The 18,474-nt window shown below is 65.6% G+C and carries 14 protein-coding genes; 12 read left to right on the plus strand and 2 right to left on the minus strand.

What is annotated here, in order from left to right; translation table 11 throughout:
* Positions 1 to 69 precede the first annotated feature (69 nt).
* From H4O11_RS18840 to H4O11_RS18870, 7 genes are all read left to right on the plus strand, one after another.
* Positions 70 to 312 carry a type B 50S ribosomal protein L31 gene (locus tag H4O11_RS18840; protein ID WP_182342431.1) on the plus strand — a complete coding sequence of 81 codons (243 nt, stop codon included), beginning with the start codon at positions 70 to 72 and terminating at the stop codon, positions 310 to 312.
* A gap of 286 nt (positions 313 to 598) precedes the next feature.
* Positions 599 to 1,876 carry a citrate synthase gene (locus H4O11_RS18845; RefSeq protein ID WP_182342447.1) on the plus strand — a complete coding sequence of 426 codons (1,278 nt, stop codon included), beginning with the start codon at positions 599 to 601 and terminating at the stop codon, positions 1,874 to 1,876.
* Between the two features lie 274 nt (positions 1,877 to 2,150).
* Positions 2,151 to 2,663: a CS1 type fimbrial major subunit gene (locus H4O11_RS18850; RefSeq protein WP_182342450.1), complete on the plus strand. Its 513-nt coding sequence runs from the start codon at positions 2,151 to 2,153 to the stop codon at positions 2,661 to 2,663.
* 47 nt (positions 2,664 to 2,710) lie between these two features.
* Entirely contained in the window at positions 2,711 to 5,446 is a 2,736-nt protein-coding gene (locus H4O11_RS18855; RefSeq protein WP_182342454.1) for a TcfC E-set like domain-containing protein, read from the plus strand.
* Entirely contained in the window at positions 5,443 to 6,570 is a 1,128-nt protein-coding gene (locus H4O11_RS18860) for a CfaE/CblD family pilus tip adhesin (RefSeq protein ID WP_182342456.1), read from the plus strand. Before H4O11_RS18855 ends, H4O11_RS18860 begins: the two co-directional genes overlap by 4 nt.
* A 16-nt stretch (positions 6,571 to 6,586) precedes the next feature.
* Positions 6,587 to 7,297: a pilus assembly protein gene (locus tag H4O11_RS18865; protein ID WP_182342459.1), complete on the plus strand. Its 711-nt coding sequence runs from the start codon at positions 6,587 to 6,589 to the stop codon at positions 7,295 to 7,297.
* 269 nt (positions 7,298 to 7,566) lie between these two features.
* Positions 7,567 to 9,642, plus strand: a complete 2,076-nt coding sequence (locus tag H4O11_RS18870; protein WP_182342462.1) for a YadA-like family protein — start codon at positions 7,567 to 7,569, stop codon at positions 9,640 to 9,642.
* Positions 9,643 to 9,711: 69 nt separating this feature from the next.
* On the opposite strand, the gene H4O11_RS18875 is transcribed toward H4O11_RS18870, so the two are convergent.
* Together H4O11_RS18875 and H4O11_RS18880 are read right to left on the minus strand one after the other, a co-directional pair.
* Complete coding sequence (locus H4O11_RS18875; RefSeq protein ID WP_182342465.1) at positions 9,712 to 10,374, minus strand: hypothetical protein; 663 nt, start codon at positions 10,372 to 10,374, stop codon at positions 9,712 to 9,714.
* Between the two features lie 153 nt (positions 10,375 to 10,527).
* Positions 10,528 to 12,948, minus strand: a complete 2,421-nt coding sequence (locus tag H4O11_RS18880) for a penicillin-binding protein 1A (protein ID WP_182342468.1) — start codon at positions 12,946 to 12,948, stop codon at positions 10,528 to 10,530.
* Positions 12,949 to 13,167: 219 nt separating this feature from the next.
* Between H4O11_RS18880 and H4O11_RS18885 the strand changes: the two genes are divergently transcribed.
* The 5 genes from H4O11_RS18885 to H4O11_RS18905 are packed head-to-tail and all read left to right on the plus strand — an operon-like array spanning position 13,168 to position 18,291.
* Entirely contained in the window at positions 13,168 to 14,226 is a 1,059-nt protein-coding gene (locus H4O11_RS18885) for a pilus assembly protein PilM (RefSeq protein ID WP_343042863.1), read from the plus strand.
* Entirely contained in the window at positions 14,226 to 15,074 is an 849-nt protein-coding gene (locus tag H4O11_RS18890; RefSeq protein WP_182342474.1) for a PilN domain-containing protein, read from the plus strand. The genes H4O11_RS18885 and H4O11_RS18890 overlap by 1 nt, the downstream gene beginning before the upstream one ends.
* Positions 15,071 to 15,769, plus strand: coding sequence for a type IV pilus inner membrane component PilO (locus tag H4O11_RS18895; protein WP_182342477.1), 699 nt, complete (start codon positions 15,071 to 15,073; stop codon positions 15,767 to 15,769). Before H4O11_RS18890 ends, H4O11_RS18895 begins: the two co-directional genes overlap by 4 nt.
* The gene (locus tag H4O11_RS18900; protein WP_182342484.1) at positions 15,766 to 16,299 is read left to right on the plus strand and encodes a pilus assembly protein PilP; all 534 of its coding nucleotides are present in this window, start codon (positions 15,766 to 15,768) and stop codon (positions 16,297 to 16,299) included. The genes H4O11_RS18895 and H4O11_RS18900 overlap by 4 nt, the downstream gene beginning before the upstream one ends.
* A gap of 21 nt (positions 16,300 to 16,320) precedes the next feature.
* Positions 16,321 to 18,291, plus strand: coding sequence for a type IV pilus secretin PilQ (locus tag H4O11_RS18905; RefSeq protein WP_182342487.1), 1,971 nt, complete (start codon positions 16,321 to 16,323; stop codon positions 18,289 to 18,291).
* Positions 18,292 to 18,474: the final 183 nt, after the last annotated feature.

Here is an 18,474-nt window from a genome sequence, read left to right on the forward strand (position 1 = left end):
GCTCCGATGAGCGGTGGCGATTATAATGCCGCTCTTGCGTTTCCCTTACCCAATTTACGGTGTGAGCCCATGAAGGCCGATATCCATCCTGAGTACCGCGACGTCGTCTTCCATGACGTCACCTCCGATTTCAAGATCCTGACCCGCTCGACCATGGGCGCCAAGGAAACCATCAAGTGGGAAGACGGCAACGAGTACCCGCTCGTGAAGGTCGAAATCTCCTCTGCTTCGCACCCGTTCTACACGGGCAAGCACAAGGTGATCGACACCTCCGGCCGTATCGACAAGTTCCAGAAGCGCTACGCGCGCTGAGACGTCGGTACCACCGCGTGAGTGGCGGCCGCGCTTTGCGCGGCCGTTTGCTTTTCGGCGGGTGACGCACTGGCGTATGGTCATGGAACGCTGCGTCCGATGGATCGAGTGCGGGGCGGGGGCCACGTGCGGCGGTAGGCCGTACGCGTCATCTACGACTTCCGTCTACCCCCCGAAAAATGCTGCTGTGCGATAATGGCGTGATCCGCGGCACAGGTCGTGGACGTCATTCACGTGCCTGACCAATGCGCTTGGGCAGGCGCCTTCCCATGAAGGAGCGCACACAGTGTCCGATCTTGATCAGGTCACGCTCAACGCCGGCGATAAGTCGGTCGTTCTGCCGGTCATCAAACCCACTCTCGGCAACGACTGCGTCGACATTTCGAAGCTGACCAAGGAAACGGGGTATTTCACCTACGATTCCGGCTTCACGGCCACCGCCAGCTGCAAGTCCGCCATCACCTATATCGATGGCGACAAGGGTGTCCTGCTGTATCGCGGCTATCCGATCGAGCAGCTCTCGGAGAAGTCCAGCTACGTCGAAGTGGCCTATCTGCTGATCAATGGCGAGCGTCCGAGCGCCGAACAGCTGAAGGCCTTCAACGATGAGCTTGCCGCCGAAGCCGATGTCGATGCCGCGGTCAACACGCTGATCGGCAGTTTTGCCAAGGATGCCCATCCGATGGCGATCCTGGCCGCTGCCATTGCCCAGTTGTCGGCCCAGTACCACGCCTCGCTCGATCTGTCCGACGCCGAACAGCGCCGCAAGGCAGCAGTACGCCTGGTCGCCAAGGTGCCGACGCTCTCAGCACTGATCTACCGCCACGGCAAGGGGCTGCCGGCCAACAAGCCGGACACCTCGCTGGACTACGTCAGCCGCTTCCTGAAGCAGACCTTTGAAGCTGCCGACGGCAGCTACGACCTGAACCAGGACGTGGTGAAGGCGCTGGACCTGCTGTTCATCCTGCATGCCGACCACGAGCAGAATGCGTCGACTTCGACCGTGCGCCTGGTCGGTTCCACCGGCGCCAACCCGTATGCTTCGGTCGCCGCGGGCGTCACTGCGCTGTGGGGTCCGGCCCACGGCGGTGCCAACGAAGCCGTGCTGAAGATGCTCGAGGAGATCGGCAACGCCGACAACGTCGAAAGCGCCGTGGTCAAGGCCAAGGACAAGGCGTCGGGCTTCCGCCTGATGGGCTTCGGCCATCGCGTGTACAAGAACTTCGATCCGCGCGCCAAGGTCATCGGTGAGATGACCAGCAAGGTGCTCAAGCAGCTGGGCGTGCAGGATCCGTTGCTGGACGTGGCGGTCAAGCTGGAACAGGCTGCACTGCAGGACGAGTACTTCGTTGCACGCAAGCTGTACCCGAACGTTGATTTCTACAGCGGCATCATCTACAAGGCGCTGCAGATCCCGACCGAAATGTTCACCGTCATGTTCGCGCTGGGCCGTACTTCCGGCTGGGTTGCGCACTGGCTGGAGCAGCAGGTCGATCCGGAGATGAAGATTGGTCGTCCGCGCCAGGTTTACACCGGTCACGACGTGCGCGATTACCAAGGCTGATCACGCTTTCCAGGATCACAATGAACGCCCCGCTTCTGCGGGGCGTTTTTTTTATATGTAGTTATGCAAATGCGGAGTCTGGCGCTTTCAAATAAACGCCATTGACGAAGTCATACCGTTGATCTGGTACAGGGTGCTTACTTCGTGGGTTGATGCAGGTGTTTTGAAGATTTCCTTAGATCGCATCCCGTGTGCCCCTTCTACTCTTTTGCGGCCCCGGCGATAGCGCATGGCGCGTTCGTCCTGGGCACCACCCCCGCTAAGGAGAGTACCGATGAAGATCAACCGTAGCAGCGCCGTGCTGGCCTTGGTATTGGCTGCCGCAGCCATACCCGCGCATGCCGTGCAGGCCGACATCAAGGTCTGGGCAGATATCGACACGACCCTTGCGCTTATGCGTGCTGATGGCAGTGCGCTGCCGGACGTGGTGCAGATGAGCCACAACCCTGCCAGTGGACTGGTGCCCTGGTCCGACCAGGTGCGCATCTTCTCCAACGACACGACCCGTGACGTGGCCGTGCGCCTGGGCAATCCGGCGGAATTGATGCCGATGATCGCCGCTCCCGGCGCCACGGCGGTGCCGCTGACCATCAGCCTCAATGATGTGGCACTGTCCACCGCCGAACAGGATTTCACCGCGCGCGAGCTGTTCGACGGTGCATTGCCGGGTGCCTCGATTGCGATGCCGCTGCGCATCGCCCAGACCACCCAGGAACGGATCGGTGCTGCCGGCCTGTATGAAGGGATCGTCACCATCGTCATGGCCCAGAAGGCCGGCAGTCCCTGATCCGCTGGCCGGCCCGGCTGCCGGGCCGGCCCTTCGAGAGCATCCTGATGACCCTTACCGCACCTGCCGTGTCCCGGCTGGCGGTCGCGCTTGCGATCACGCTGGGTGCGCCGCTGGCGGCCGCACGTGGCATTCCTCCCGGATTCGAAGACCTTGCGGAAGGCCAGACCGAGCAACTGGACGTGCGCTTGTTCGGGTACTCGAGCGGTTTGACGCCAGTGCGGGTAACGCTTGAGCAGGTGCAGATCGAAGCACCCGCCGATGTGTTGCGCGCCCTCGGCCTGCCGGCGGAGGCGCAGGCGGCGCTGTTGCCTGCACTGTCGCAGCCCCTGCCACGCAACAGCCATCTCGCCTGCCGGCATGGCAGCGCCGCGGCAGGGTGTGGCTACCTGCCGCCGCCGCAGGATCCGGCAACGGTCCTGGCGCTGTACGACGAAGGCGAGGGTGCCGTGCACCTGTTCGTCGAGCCACGCTGGCTTCCCGTACCGGCCGCGCGCACGCGCCACCACCTGCCCAGTGCGGACGCCGAGAACGCTTTCCTGCATCGGCAGATGATCAACGTCAGTGGCAGCCGGGGCCAGCAGGTACTCACCGCGCAGGGGGCCGGCATCCTGGGCATGTACCGGCAGGCGCACCTGGCGGTGGAATGGAACCTCAGCCGGTGGGACGGCGGCAGCCGCGGCGCGGGCGGCGGCCTGCAGGTCGACAACGCCTACTATCGCCATGACCTTGGCCGACAGCACTACCTGCAGGCCGGTCGCATGGACCGGCGGAATCTCGCGAGCCCCCAGGGCGGCACCTTCGCGTTCGGGATGCTGCCCATGGATCGTTTCCAGGGACTGCGCGTGGGGACCACCCAGGCCTACGTGGATGCTGATGCAGCGATCGATGCAACACCGTTGACCGTGCTGCTGTCCCGGAACGCACGCGTGGATGCCTTCGACGGCGAGCGGTTGCTGCAGAGCTGGTACCTGCAGGCTGGCGTGAACCAGCTTGATACCAGCCGCTTTCCTTTCGGCAACTATCTGGTGACCCTGCGCATCCACGAAGACGGCGTGCTGGTCCGGACCGAGAGTGCGCCGTTCGAAAAGGGAGGCGACTGGGGCGACGACAGCCTGGAATGGTTTGCCCAGGGCGGACAGCGCAGCGAGCGCAGGAGGACAGGCAGCGGGGAAGGAGGGGCGGTGATGGCCGGCATGCGCGCGCCCCTGTCGCGCGGCGTGGCGACGACCCTTGGCGCGGCCAGTCTGTCGGGGGCGCGTTTTGGTGAGCTGCGCGTCGACCTGCGCCGCTCACTGGCCAGCCAGGAACTGCGCGTCAGTACAGCCTACCTGCGCGGCAGCGACGGCAGCCACGGCCAACAGCATCAACTGTCGGTCAGGCGCCGCGTTTCCTGGAGCCTGTACCACCAGCGACTGCGCGGCGCCGGGTGCGATGCCCCTGCGGTAGCGCAGGGAGGACTGGCCTGCGCGGATGCACTCAGTGCCTCGGTAGCGACGCCATTCGCAGGTGGCAGCATCTACCTCGGCCATACGCGCCGTCAGGCGTGGCGGTCGGCGTGGCGCGAGCCCACGGATGGGGTCGGCGATGCGGATGTCCCATGGAATTTCCTTCTGCCATCCCGTATTCCATCGTGGCCATCGTGGCAGGGCCGCCAAGCGCAGACGAGCCGCGCCTGGCAGGCGAGCTACAGCCGCACGCAGCGCTGGCAGCAGGCCAGTGTCGCCCTGCGGCTGGGCCTGTGGCGGGAGCAGGCAGTCAGCAGCGGGCAGGCGCGTCCCGATCTGGGCGTATACCTGAACCTCAGCCTGAGCCAACTGCTGCGCAACCAGCGCGGCAGCCCCCAGCGCCGTTACGGCATGGATATCCGCCAGCCGCGGCAAGGACGTACGGACGCCAGCTACAGTGCCGGCTATTCGCTGCGCGAGGAACGGGACGGGAGTTCCCGCGAAGCGTCGGCCGAGATCCGCGGCGATTCGCATGACCGGTACAGCGCGTTGCTGGGCGGGCAGTGGCAGAACGGCTGGGGCCAGACCGGTGTGCTGGCGGTGCAGCATCGACGGCCTGGCCACCGCGAGCTGACCTACAGCGGCTCGCACAGTTCAATGTTCGCCGTCGCAAGGCGGGGGCTCTACTGGGGCGGTGGCATGAATGCCGATGCTGCGCTGGCAGTGGAGGTCGACGCCATCGAGGACGTGGAGCCACGGGGCGTCGCCGCCGAACTGCAGGTGGCCGGGCTGCGGCGACAGCGACTGCGGCTGGGGGAGCGCCGGTTGTTGCCCCTGCCGGCGTACCAGCCGCACCGGGCCAGCCTGCAGGACGCCAGCGCCGAAGACGGCTTGGCGTCGATACGGATTGCCGCGGTGGGCGGCTCGCGCTCGCTGTTCCTGCCGCCTGGCCGGCTGCTGCGGCTCCCGGTGCCGGTCGAGGCCAGCCATACCTTCGTGGGCACGGCGCGGGACGCGGTGGGGACGCCCATCAGCGGGGCGCGCATCCTCAACGCTGCCGTTCCGGCCACGGGTGCCCTTGGCGGGTTCGTCGTCGAAACGCCGCAGCGCGATGAAGCGCTCTACCTGCTGCAGGACGCCCGGTTGTTGCGCTGCCCCCTGCGGGTCCACGAACGCCGCAGCGCGCTGCTGCTGGTCGGCGCGGTGCAATGCACGGCTATCGATGCGAGCGGGTTGCCGGCATCCATCCTCGGCCAGGCACGGACCACCCGGCTGCTGCGCGAGGCGTCGCTGGTCCCGCTGGCGACACAGGCCGCCATGGGAGGACATCGATGAAAGGGTGTGTCGCGGCCGCATTGGCGTTGCTCTGGCTGCCGGTTCCTCCTGCATCGGCGCAGGGGCTGCCGCGCGTGGATCCTGTCGGTACCACGTACCACGACCATGTCCTGGCGTACGACCGCAGTTCGTTGCCGTCCGGCATTTCCTTGTTCGCGCAACGCACCGTGCTGGGGTATGACATCGACCTTGACCGTGGCTATGGACGGATCCACCTGACCTGCAGGTCTGATGCGGATTCCCGCCAGGGCCGCTGTCCCGTGGCCGACACAGGCCTGAACGGTGCCGGACGCAGCACGGTCACGCTACGCTTCGTGGAGCGTCGCAGCGGCCTGCGTACGGACCTCCAGGTGGTCGGCGCGCTGCAGCGCGCCTACGGTGACCGCCGCTGTTTCACCGACTATTGGGAGAGTACCGAACGCCCGTTGTCGACCAGCTATTCGCCGGCTTGTATCGGTACGCCCCCAGCGGGGACCGGCGTTCAACTCGAGTTGCCGCAGCACGAACTGGAAAAGCTGGTGGCGGGCCGCTGGGAGGCGGAGCTGACCTTGGACGTGCGGGTCGATTCCAATGGCGCCGCGCCGGCAAGCCATGTATTCGCCTTCGACCTGACCGTGACCGATCACGACGCCGTGGCGATCTACTTCCCGGCGTTCGACCAGGTAACGCCGCTGGTCGGGCTGAACCTGAGGTACGACCCCATCCGCCAGACCGTCGCTGGACGTGCCGTGCTGGACATGTGCCTGTACGACGGCGTCGGTTCGCAGAGCCAGTACATCGGGGTGACGGTACGCGATCCGGTCGCACGCGGTGCCGGCCCGGGCGGCTATGCGGCATGGCATCAGGACGGTGGCGTCGATGACAGCCAGCGCCTCGACTACACCGTGGTGCTGGAGCACGCGGGGGCACGCCTGCCGATGGCCAATGGCGTCGAACAGTTGCTGCGCGGCATCGATTCGGCGCAACTGCGTCTGGTCATGCTGCCGGGCATGGCCTACCCGGTCTATTGCGTTCCCACTCCGCTGGAGCTTGTCACGCCGTCGGTGCCTGCCAGCAGCAAGCGACCCGGCTATTTCAGCGGCGACCTGCAGGTCGAGATGCGCCTGCCTTCTTCCGTGCCTTGAGCCCCGGAGCAGAAACATGAAATTGCATATCGTCGGCCTGCACCTGTTGGTGTGGGGCCTGGCTTTCGTCCCCACGGCCCATGCCAACCTGACTGTCCATCCCATGCGCACGGCGGTGGGCCCGGCACGTGGCGCTGAAATCCGCGTTTATTCGCAGTCGCCCCGGGGGCAGTTCGTGCGGGTGTCGATCAAGCGCATCGTTGCTCCCGCAGGAACCGACGAGCATGAGGTCGAGGTCGAAGCCGATGCGTCAGCGTTCGTGGTGACGCCGGCCAGATTCGCGCTAGCGGGCGGCTCCAACCGCCTGGTACGTCTGCTCCCCCTGCACCCCGTGCATGAAGAAACCGCTTACCGCGTCTACATCGAAGGCATGCGCGGGCCGGAGGACGAGCCGTCGACGGCGATCGGCGATGCGCAGGCCAGTCTTGGCGTCAGCCTGGTATGGGGGGCGCTGGTCAATGTACTCCCCGCCGACGGTGAGGTTGCTGCCGAAGTGCATGACGGCCGGCTCCGCAACACCGGTACGTTGCGGCTGGGCATTATCGGCATCGCCGATTGCACCGGGATGCAGTGCACGCCGCATGAAGTCGCGCGCAGCCTGTATCCCGGTGCGTCGATGGCCTTGCCTTTCGACGTCCTGCCCGGACACCAGCTGCAACTTCGCTATCGCCTCAGCAATGACGGCTTCCGCGAACACACGCACACGCTGGAGCCTGCAGGTCCCTGAGTTTCCCTTCTGCTCCATGCGCTCGGCATGGAGTCCTTTTCCTTGTCCTGGAAAAAATGATGAAAAATCCGAAGTTCCCGCCACGCACACGCCCTCGCTCGTCACGGATCGCCATTGCGCTCGCCATCGCCATTACTGCATGGGCGCCTTTGGCGTCTGGCGGAGCCTTCTATGGCTGCACGTCGAATGCAGGTGCGGTTGAACGGTGCACTCCGATTGCTGGGAATGCCGACGTATCCCATGCCGACTTCAAGTTCGGGAGCTCCTGGGTGCTCGCCCTCGGCGGCGGCGCATACGCTGACGGAAACCGTGTCACGATCTTTGGCAACAATGCCAACGTAAAGGGAAGCTACAGCTCTGCCTTCGGCGAAAGCGCCAAAGCCGAGGGTGACTACGGCCTTGCACTCGGTGCGTACGCGAAGGTGACCGGAAGGGGGACGGCCATCGGGGCATACGCCGACGCCGGCAACGAAGCACTGGCTGTGGGCAACGACAGCAAGGCCCTCGGCCTCTCATCGGTTGCGGTGGGGCAGATGGCCCAGGCGACGGCCGCTACCGCGTCGGCTTTTGGCAAGGACGCGCACGCCGGCCATGAAGGATCGCTCGCGCTGGGCGCCTCCTCGACGACATCTGCCCGCAATGAAGTGTCGTTCGGCAACGCAGCGCTGAAACGACGCCTGGTGAACCTGGACGACGCGCAGTTGGGCGCCGACAGCAGCGATGCGGTCACCGGCCGCCAGTTGCATGCGACCAATGAAGCTGTCGCCGCGCTGGATCGCGTGAGCGCCCAGCACGGTGCCACGTTGTCGGAGCACGGACGCGACATCGCCGGCAACCGGCAGGCGCTGCAGGAACTCAAGGAGGAGATGGCGGACTTCAACCCTGACCTGGAGGGCGTGGTGATGTTCAATGCCGACCGCACCTCCGTCGATGTAGGCGGTGCCCGCATCACCGGCGTCGCTGCGGGCGACATCTCGGCATCGAGCACCGATGCCGTGACGGGCACACAGTTGTTTGCCACCAACAGCCGGGTGGGGGAACTCGAAAGCCGGCACAGCTTCTTCGTGGCGGGTACCGACGGCGACAGCACCATGCCCCGGGCCGGGCTGCTGGGCGTTGCCGCGGGTGATGGCGCGGACGCAGCGCATGGGTCGGAGGGCGCGACAGCCATCGGAGCGTTCGCGACCGCGGAAGCGAAGAATTCGGTTGCCTTGGGACGTGCATCCCACGTTGACGCTGGAGCCGAGGATGGCTTCGCGCTGGGCAGCCGGACCGACGTCGCCGCGCGCGGTGGCGTGGCGATTGGCGCGGAGAGCGTGGTGGATGCCGGCGCGACTGGCAGCGTGGCCATCGGACACGGTGCAGTCGCTACCGACAGCGGCGTGGTGTCATTCGGCAACGACGTGCTGCAGCGCCGGCTGGTCAACGTAGCCCGCGGGACTGCCGGCAACGACGCCACCATCGTGGCCCAGCTCGACGAGGCGCTGGCTGCCTTCGGGGGCGGTGCAGCACTGGATGCGGATGGCAAGGTCATCGCGCCGCACTACACGATGCAAGGGGGCCAGCAACGCGCGGTGGGTGATGCGCTGGATGCCCTGGACGGCGCCATCGACCAGGCCGGAGCACGCGTCGGTGCCGTCGAGCAGCAACTGGGCCTGATCTTCGAGCAGGGCCCGTCCGTGCAGCCGGACGGACCGGGTCGTCTGAGCCTGGCCGGTGCCAATGGCATGGTGCTGTCCAATCTCGCTGATGGCCGGGTGGGCGTCGGCAGCCGGGATGCCATCAATGGCGGGCAACTGCACGCGGTACAGCAGCGGCTGGACCGGCGCATCGACGGGCTGGAGCAGCGCGTCGATGGTCCCGGCGGTCCCGTCGTGGTGCCCGGCGAGCCGGTTGTCGGCCAGGAGCCGGCTCCCTCTCCGCCGACGTCACCACAGGAACCTTCGATACCACCGGTACCGTCGTCGTCGAATCCGCCAGAAGCACAGAAGGCACCCGTGGCACAGGTCGACACCGCCGAGCTGGAGAAACTGCTGGCCCGCGCGAACGAGTACACGGATGGGGCGATCAGCAACTTCGAACATCGGCTGGACAGGATGGACAAGCGCTTCAACCGCATGGCGGCGATGGGCAGCGCGCAGAGCGCGATGGCGATGAACACCGCCGGCCTAGCGACGTACAACCGCCTCGGTGCCGGCGTGGGCTACAGCGACGGCGAATCCGCGCTGGCAGTGGGCTACCAGCGCGTGCTCAATGAGCGCGGATCGGCAACTTTCAGCCTCAATGGCGCCTTCACCAACAGTGGCGAACAGGCCATGGGCGTCGGCGTGGGTATTGGCTGGTGAGGTAGCACGGCTGTACCGACCCGGCAATGATGGGGGCGTCCTGGCTGTTGCAGGGACGACCGCCGGGGGTCACTTTCCCGTGCCTGCCACGATCAGGCTGCCGGCCTCGTGTTCCACCCCGGCCAGCAGCCGCCGCACCTGTGCGGCTGAGGCGCGACGCATCGGTTTCTCATCCAGCTGTGACAACGGCGCCTGTCGCAGCACATGCATCGGCAGTACCAGCAGCTCGAATGCCAGATCCTCGGCATCGAACCGCCATGCCGGTGCATCCAGCGTACGTTCGCGGTCCAGGCGCAGACGCCGGCTGCGCGACTCGGCAGGGATGCCATGTTCGTCAAGGAAGCGCTGCACCGCATCGGCATCATCGTCGTGCAGGTGCAACTGGACTGGACTGTTGGCATCGGCAGTGCCATCCAGTACCGGGCCGACCAGGCGAGGGGAGAACGGCTGCAGGAATTCGAGCGCGCGCAGTGCCGCTTCGCGGCGTTGCCGCAGCGCATCCCCCTGCGCTGGACCGGCGAACAGGCGCTGGTGTTCGCGCAACGCCGCTTCGATCTCGGAATTGCGCGGCAGCGATGCATCGTCGTGGATGCCAAGTCGATGGGCTGCCTTCAGCTTGGCCTGGTGGAAATCGCGGATGCCGCTCTCGGCCATCAGCCGTGCGGCCTCGTGGGCCAGGCGATGGCGCCGCTCACGGGCGTGCGTGGCGGCATGGCGTGGCGCGCGGTGCATGGGTATCGTCCCCCTGTTGCGACCTGCGGGCAGTTTACATCAGGCGAACGGGCAGGGCAGGTCCATGGCCCACGGCTTCTTTCGCGCTTCGCGCTTGGACGGGCATGGCCCGTCGCTACCCGGTAGAACGGGTGCATGACCCGCCGTGCCCCATCAGAAAATATCGAACGCGGCCGCGTCGGCCTGTGGTGCCTGCAGGTCCAGGTCATAGTCCTGCAGCCGGTCCATGTCCTCCACCTTGACCCATTCGGTGGCGCCGTTGAGGTTGGCCTGGACCATTCCTGCCGGCGGGTCGTTCTGTGCGATGGGGGTATCCTTCAGCGCACTGCGCATGTAGTCGATCCAGATCGGCAGCGCGGACCTGCCGCCATACTCGCGGTAGCCCAGCGAACGGAAGTCATCGCGGCCCACCCATACGGTGGTGACATACGGCCCGCCAAAGCCCGAGAACCAGGCATCCCGGTGGTCGTTGGTGGAACCGGTCTTGCCGCCCACGTCCTCGCGGCCCAGTACCTTGGCCTGGGCGCCGGTGCCGCGCTGGACCACGTCACGCATCATCGACACCAACTGGTAGGCGGTGCGGGCATCGATCGCACGCGGCGCCGTACGTGCATCGGGGTTGACCGCTGCAGGCACTTCGGATTCGGCGGGTAGTGCAATGGCAGTGGCATCGGGCGCCGGCGCCGGGGCACCGAAATTGAAGCCATCCACCACCGGATTGGCGGGCTGCCCATTGCTGCTGCCAGCACAATCGCGGCAGGCCAGCGCCGGGTTCTCCTTGAACACTTCCACGCCGTCGCGGTCGGTTACCCGGTCGATCAGCCAGGTATCCACGCGCGAACCTCCGTTGGCGAACACGGCGTATCCGCGGGCCACCGACAGCGGGGTCAACGAGGCCGTGCCCAGCGACATCGACAGGTTTGGCGGCAGCTCGGCCTCGGCAAAGCCAAACTCGCTGATGTACTTGCGTGCGTAATCCACGCCCATGCCGTCGAGCAGCCGCACCGATACCAGGTTGCGTGATTGCACCAGCGCTTCGCGCAGGCGCATCGGGCCACGGAAGCCACCGCCATCGTTCTGCGGCGCCCAGGTCTTGCCGCGGCGGTCGCGGAACACCACCGGAGCATCCAGTACGATCGAGCCCGGGTTGTAGCCCTTGTCGAAGGCTGCCGCGTAGACGAAGGGCTTGAAGCTGGAGCCCGGCTGGCGGCGCGCCTGCGTGGCGCGGTTGAACTTGTTGCCGGAGTAGCTGAAGCCGCCGACCAGCGCCCTCAACGCACCGCTGTTGGCATCCAGTGACACCAGCGCCGATTGTCCACGGGGGATCTGGTCAAGCAGCCACTGGCCTTCCTTCTCGCCGGCGCGGACGCGCACGATGTCGCCACGGTTGACCAGCTTGGCAGGGGTCTTGTTGGTCCAGCGTGCCGCAGCAGCCGGCAGGCTGATCTCGGCACGGTTGGCCAGCACGGCGGTGGCGCTGCCATCGGCCGCAGTGGCGGTGATGATCGCCGGCAGCAGCCCGGCCTGCGCGCTTATTCCCGACAGGTGCGCTGCCAGCGTGGCGGCATCGTCGCCGGCGCCGACCTCGACCTGCTTCTCCACGCCGTGCCAACCGTGGCGATGGTCATACAGCAGCAGGCCATCGCGCACGGCCAGGTTGGCCGAGGCCTGCAGGTCGGCATTAATGGTGGTGGTCACGTGGTAGCCCTTGTTGACCACGTCGCCACCGAAGCGGGCGATCATTTCCTGGCGTACCAGTTCCGACACGTAAGGGGCATCCACCTGTACCGGCGGTTCGTGCACGGTGGCGTGCATGGGCACTGCCTTGGCCGCATCGGCCTCGGCCTGGCTGACGAAGCGCAGGTCGGCCATGCGCTGCAGTACGTAGTTGTCGCGGCGCTGCCGCGCGCGCTCGGGATTGGAGATCGGATTGCCCGAAGACGGGAACTTGGGGATGCCGGCCAGCGAGGCCATCTCGTCCAGTTCCAACTGGTCCAGCGACTTGCCGTAGTAGAGCTGGGCGGCCGCCGCCACGCCATAAGCGCGATTGCCGAAGAAACTCTTGTTCAGGTACAGCTCGAAGATCTCGTCCTTGCTCAGCTCGGACTCGATTTTCCGCGCCAGCAGGATTTCAGCCAGCTTGCGGGTATAGCTGTATTCGGAGCTCAGGAAGAACTGGCGTGCCACCTGCTGGGTGATCGTCGAGCCGCCGGGTACGCGCTTGTCATTGGTGCTGATGATCAGCCATACCGCGCGGGCGATACCCTTGTAGTCCACGCCCCCATGTTCATAGAAACGCGCGTCCTCGGTGGCCAGGAAGGCCTGCTTCAGCCGCTCCGGGACGTGCTTCATGGTGATCGGGATGCGGCGGGTCTCGCCGAATACCGCCATCAGCCTGCCGTCGGCGGCATAGACGTACATGGGCTCCTGCATCTCGACATCGCGCAGGGTCTGCACGTCGGGAAGCTTGGAGGAAATGGCGTAGTAGAGGCCGCCCGCAGCGGCCGCGCCGATCAACGCCAGGACCAGGAAAACGACCAGGATCCAGCGCAGCCAGCGGCGAAGGCGTGTCATCGGTGACAGATTCCGATTGCAGATTTCATGGCCGCAGAGTATAGATTACACATGGGGCTGGCTGGGGTCGGCTCTGGGGAGTGCAAGGGGAAGCCGTCAGGTTGCGAAACGTTCTGTGGAGAATTCTTCACGGCAGGACGGTTGCCATTTGCAAAAAAAACGTTATTAATGCGCGGGCGCTGGCAAAGCGCCCAAGTGCCCATCGGCAGGGGAGAAACCGTGGGGCTCATCCCAAAAAGTCAGCCGGCGCTCATTGGCGTCGACATCAGTTCGACTGCGGTAAAGCTGCTGCAGCTTTCCCGCAGCGGCAATCGTTTCCGCGTGGAACATTATGCTGTGGAACCATTGCCGCCGAATGCGGTCGTGGAAAAGAACATCGTCGAGGTCGAAGCGGTCGGCGAAGCCATCCGTCGGGCGATCAACCGTTCCGGCAGCAAGGCCAAACATGCGGCTGCGGCGGTGGCAGGGTCGGCGGTGATCACCAAGGTGATCCCGATGCCGGCCGACCTGGACGAGAACGAGATGGAGGCCCAGGTAGAACTGGAGGCCGTCAATTACATCCCGTATCCCATCGAGGAAGTGAACCTGGATTTCGAGGTGCTCGGGATGATCCCGAACAACCCGGAAATGGTCCAGGTGCTGTTGGCTGCCTCGCGTTCGGAGAACGTGGAACTGCGCCAGTCGGCGCTGGAGCTAGGCGGGTTGATCGCCAGGGTGATGGACGTGGAGGCCTTCGCGGTCGAGAACGCCTTTGCCCTGGTGGCCAGCGAACTGCCGGTGTCCAGCGACGGGGTAGTCGCGCTGGTCGACATCGGTGCCACCATGACCACTCTGAACGTGCTGCGTGGGGGACGCAGCCTGTACAGCCGTGAGCAGGTGTTCGGCGGCAAGCAGTTGACCGACGAGATCATGCGCCGCTTTGGCCTGAGTTACGACGAGGCGAGCCTGGCCAAGCGCCAGGGCGGCTTGCCGGAAAGCTACGAAGCGGAGGTGCTGGGGCCGTTCAAGGAAGCCACGGTGCAGCAGATCAGCCGTCTGCTGCAGTTCTTCTATGCCGGCAGCGAGTTCAACCGCGTCGACCATGTCGTGCTGGCCGGTGGCTGTGCGGCGTTGCCTGGCCTGCCTGAGCTGGTGGAAGAGCAACTTGGCGTGCCGACCGTGGTGGCCAATCCGCTGGCGCAGATGACGCTGGGACCGAAGGTGCAGGCGCACGCGCTGGCCCAGGATGCGCCGGCGCTGATGATCGCCACCGGCCTGGCGATGAGGAGCTTCGACTGATGGCGCGGATCAACCTGTTGCCGTGGCGTGCGGAACGGCGCAAGCAACGCCAGCGTGAGTTCTACGCGATGTTGGGGCTGGCTGCCGTGGGCGGCCTGCTGTTGTCGCTGATGGTGTGGTTCTACTACGACCGGCAGGTCAGCGGGCAGGGCGAACGCAACACGTTCCTGCAGGCCGAGATCGAAAAGGTCAAGCTGCAGAACAAGGAAATCGATCGCCTGGATTCGCAGAAGGAGCGCCTGCTGGCGCGCAAGACGGTCATCGAGGAACTGCAGTCCAAGCGTTCGCAGATGGTCCACCTGTTCGATGCTCTGGTGCGCACCATTCCCGATGGCGTGGTGCTGACCGCGCTGAAGCAGGAGGGCGACGTGCTGACCCTTGAGGGCCGTACGCAGTCCAATGCCCGCGTGTCGGCCTATATGCGCAACCTGGCTACGTCCGGCTGGATGACCAATCCGGAGCTGTCGATCATCGAAGCCCGCGATCCTGGCAAGGAGCGGGAGGGCAGGACACAGGCGTTGGCTGACATCAGCGCGCTGCCGTATGTGTTCGTGGTCAAGGTGAAGCTGCCGGCGCAGAGCGAGGAAGTGCTCAATGCCGACGGTTCGGTGGCCGACCCGGGCGACACCGGCACGGTGACCGATCCGGCGCCGCTGGCACCGCTGTCGGCGGCCGATGGCGATACCGCTGACGCCTCGCCTGCTGCTACCGCGGCGCCGCCGTCGGAAGGCGGCGTGGCTCCGGCCCCGGCTGCGCCGACACCGCCTGCAGGCAGCCGGCTGGCGCCTGTGGATCCACCGCAACCGTCGCTGCCGGCAGCGGCCAGCGGTCAGGAGGGCTCGGCATGAGCCAGAAGAAATTCAACATCAACGAGCTGGACTTCAACGACATCGGCAACTGGCCGCAGCAGGCCAAGGTCGTGTTCTGCGTGCTGATCGCGCTGGTCATCATGGCGGTGTCCTGGTTCGTGGTGATCAGTGGCAAGCGCGATGAACTGGCTGCGCTGGAAAACAAGGAAGTTGAGCTGCGGGCCCAGTTCGAGAAGGAACAGGGCCGCGCGGTGAACCTGGAACCGCTGAAACAGCAGCTGGCGCAGATGGAACAGGTACTGCAGCAGATGCTGCGCCAGTTGCCCAGCAAGACTGAAATGCCCGACCTGATCATCGACGTCTCGCAGACCGCGCTGTCCAGCGGCCTGGTCAATGAACTGTTCGAGCCGCAATCGGAAGAAGTGCGCGAGTTCTACGCCGAGAAGCCGATCAAGCTGCGCATGGTGGGCAGCTACCACCAGTTCGGCGCGTTCGTCAGCGGCGTGGCCTCGCTGCCGCGGGTGGTCATCCTGACCATGCACGACATCAACCTCAAGCCGAAGGATCCCAAGACCGGCATCACGCCTTCTTCGGTCCGTGCCGGTGCGCTGGAGTTGTCCGGAACGGTAAAGACATACCGCTACCTGGATGAAGCCGAGATGGAGCAGCAGGAGACGGAAGCCGCCGACAAGGCTGCTGCCAGCAAGGGCAAGGGCAAGGGGGGCAAGGCATGACCGGTTCCTTCCTGCTGCGCTGCTGCGGCGTAATGATGCTGGTGCTGCTGGCCGGTTGTGGCCGGGGGGTCGGCAGTACGCCTGGCGATGCGCCGAACCTGGAAAAGTGGGTGGCCGACGTGCGCGCGCGTCCGGCCCCGGCGCTGGAACCGCTGCCGGTGATGCAGCAGTTCGAAACCTTCGAGTACTCCGCGCAGGGCATGCGTGACCCGTTCACCGATGCCTGGGCCAATTCGCAGGCCAGCAGTGGGCTGCGTCCAGACCCGAACCGGCGCAAGGAACCGCTTGAAGCCTTCCCGCTGGACAGCCTGGACATGGTCGGCACGCTCGGTGCCGGCGCCGGTATCGTCGCGGTGGTGATGGCGCCGGACAAGGTGAGTTACCGCGTGCGGCCAGGGGTGTACATGGGGCAGAGCGATGGCCGGGTGACCGGGGTCTTCGAGGACCGCATCGAACTGATTGAGCTGGTGCCTGATGGTGCAGGCGGGTGGCTGGAACGGCCTGCTTCGCTTTCGCTTGAAGATCAATGATCGTTTACTGGGGATAGCACGATGACCTTTCACAATGCCAAGGGGCTGCGTCCGATCCGACGCCCAACCTTGAACCGCATCGGCGCGCTGGGAGTCGCGTTGATGCTGGCCTGCGGCCAAGCGACCGCGGCTGCGCCCGAAGGCGCGCCCGCCGCAGCCGCCGTGGCTGCCACGCCAGCCAATGCACCGGCATCGCTGTCGGTGGCGAAGATCGATTTCAAGCGCGGCGATGACGGTGCCGGCCGCCTGGTGCTGCAGTTCGATGGCCAGGGGGCGAACCCGGACCTGCGGGCCCAGGGCAACAGCGTGGTCATCGACGTCGGCAACGCGCGGCTGCCGGAGCAGTTGCAGAAGCCGTTGAACGTCACCGACTTCGCCACGCCCGTGCAGTGCATCGATGCCAAGCCGTATGGCGGAGGCACCCAGCTGGTGCTCAGCACCAACACCGCGTTCGAGTCGCTGGCTTACCAGAGCGGCAACGAATACGTGGTGGAGATCACGCCGAAGCAGGGTCCGGCCGCCACCGGTGCGATCACTTCCAGTACGGTGGCGCAGGCTGCCACGGCGGTGGCCCAGCGAGGCTATAGCGGCCGGCCGGTGACGTTCAATTTCCAGGACGTGCCGGTACGCACGGTGCTGCAGCTGATCGCCGAAGAGTCCAACCTGAACGTCGTGGCCTCCGACAGCGTGCAGGGCAACGTCACCCTACGCCTGGTCAACGTGCCGTGGGACCAGGCGCTGGACATCGTGCTGCGTGCCAAGGGGCTGGACAAGCGCCGCGATGGCAGCGTGATCTGGGTGGGGCCGCAGGCTGAGCTGGCCAAGTTCGAGCAGGACAAGGAAGACGCGCGCATCGCGATCGAGAACCGCGAGGACCTGGTCACCGATTACGTGCAGATCAACTACCACAGTGCGACGGCGATCTTCAAAGCGTTGACCGAAGCGCGTGGCATCGGCGGTTCATCCGGTGGCCAGGGCGGAGGGGGGAGCTCGCAGGAGGAAAGCGGTTTCCTGACCTCGCGTGGCCGTATCGTCGCCGACGAACGTACCAACATGCTGATGATCAGCGACATCCCGAAGAAGGTCGAGCGGATGCGCGAGTTGATCGGTGTGATCGACCGCCCGGTGGACCAGGTGCTGATCGAAAGCCGCATCGTCATCGCCACCGATACCTTCGCCCGCGAGCTGGGTGCCAAGTTCGGCATCAGCGGCAGCCGGGATAATGTCTACTTCGGTGGTGACGTCGATGACAATGCGAAGAACATCACCAGCCAGGCGAACAACAACGTCGAGTACCAGCGCGCCGTGAATGAATGGATCGCCGGTGGCAGGACGGGCGCGGAACCGGTGCGCTCGCCGACGTCGATAGCGCGCAACCTGATGTGGAACGCGCCTGCCGCCGTTGCGGGCAACCCCGGTTCGCTGGCGTTGTCGATCCTCAACGCCGGTTACCTGCTGGACGTCGAATTGTCGGCGATGCAGGAAGAATCGCGTGGTGAAGTGATCTCCAACCCGCGCGTGGTCACCACCAACCAGCGCGAAGCGCTGATCAAGCAGGGCAAGGAGATCGGCTATGTGACCATCTCCGCCGGCGGTGCTGGCGGTGGCAACCAGGCCAACGTGCAGTTCAAGGAAGTGGTGCTGGAGCTGAAGGTCACCCCGACGATCACCAACGACAACCGCGTCTTCCTCAACATGGCGGTGAAGAAGGACGAAGTGGACCAGTGGATCAGGCTGGAAGGCTACGGCACCGTGCCATCGATCAACCGCCGCGAAGTCAACACCGCGGTGCTGGTGGAAGACGGCCAGACGGTGGTCATCGGTGGCGTGTACGAGTTCACCGACCGCAGCAGCATCAGCAAGGTGCCGTTCCTGGGTGACGTGCCGTTCCTGGGCAACCTGTTTAAGCAGCGTGGTCGCAACAAGGACAAGGCTGAGCTGCTGGTGTTCGTGACGCCGAAGGTGTTGCGCGTGGCCAAGAAGGTCGAGTGACGCGGGCAGGGTGCCGGGCGGCTGCCCGGCGCCCGCCGAAGCAACAGCAACAGCAACGTCAAAAGCTGCAGGGCTGCGTGCTGATGGGGCGGGGTGGGTTGGCGGGACACGCCGTGAACCCATCCATGGGGGCTCCTGTTCGGCTCCTGCCTCACAAGGTCCCGCCAACCCACCCCGCCCCAC

The sequence above is a fragment of the Stenotrophomonas tumulicola genome (assembly GCF_014117215.1).
Lineage (GTDB): Bacteria > Pseudomonadota > Gammaproteobacteria > Xanthomonadales > Xanthomonadaceae > Stenotrophomonas > Stenotrophomonas tumulicola.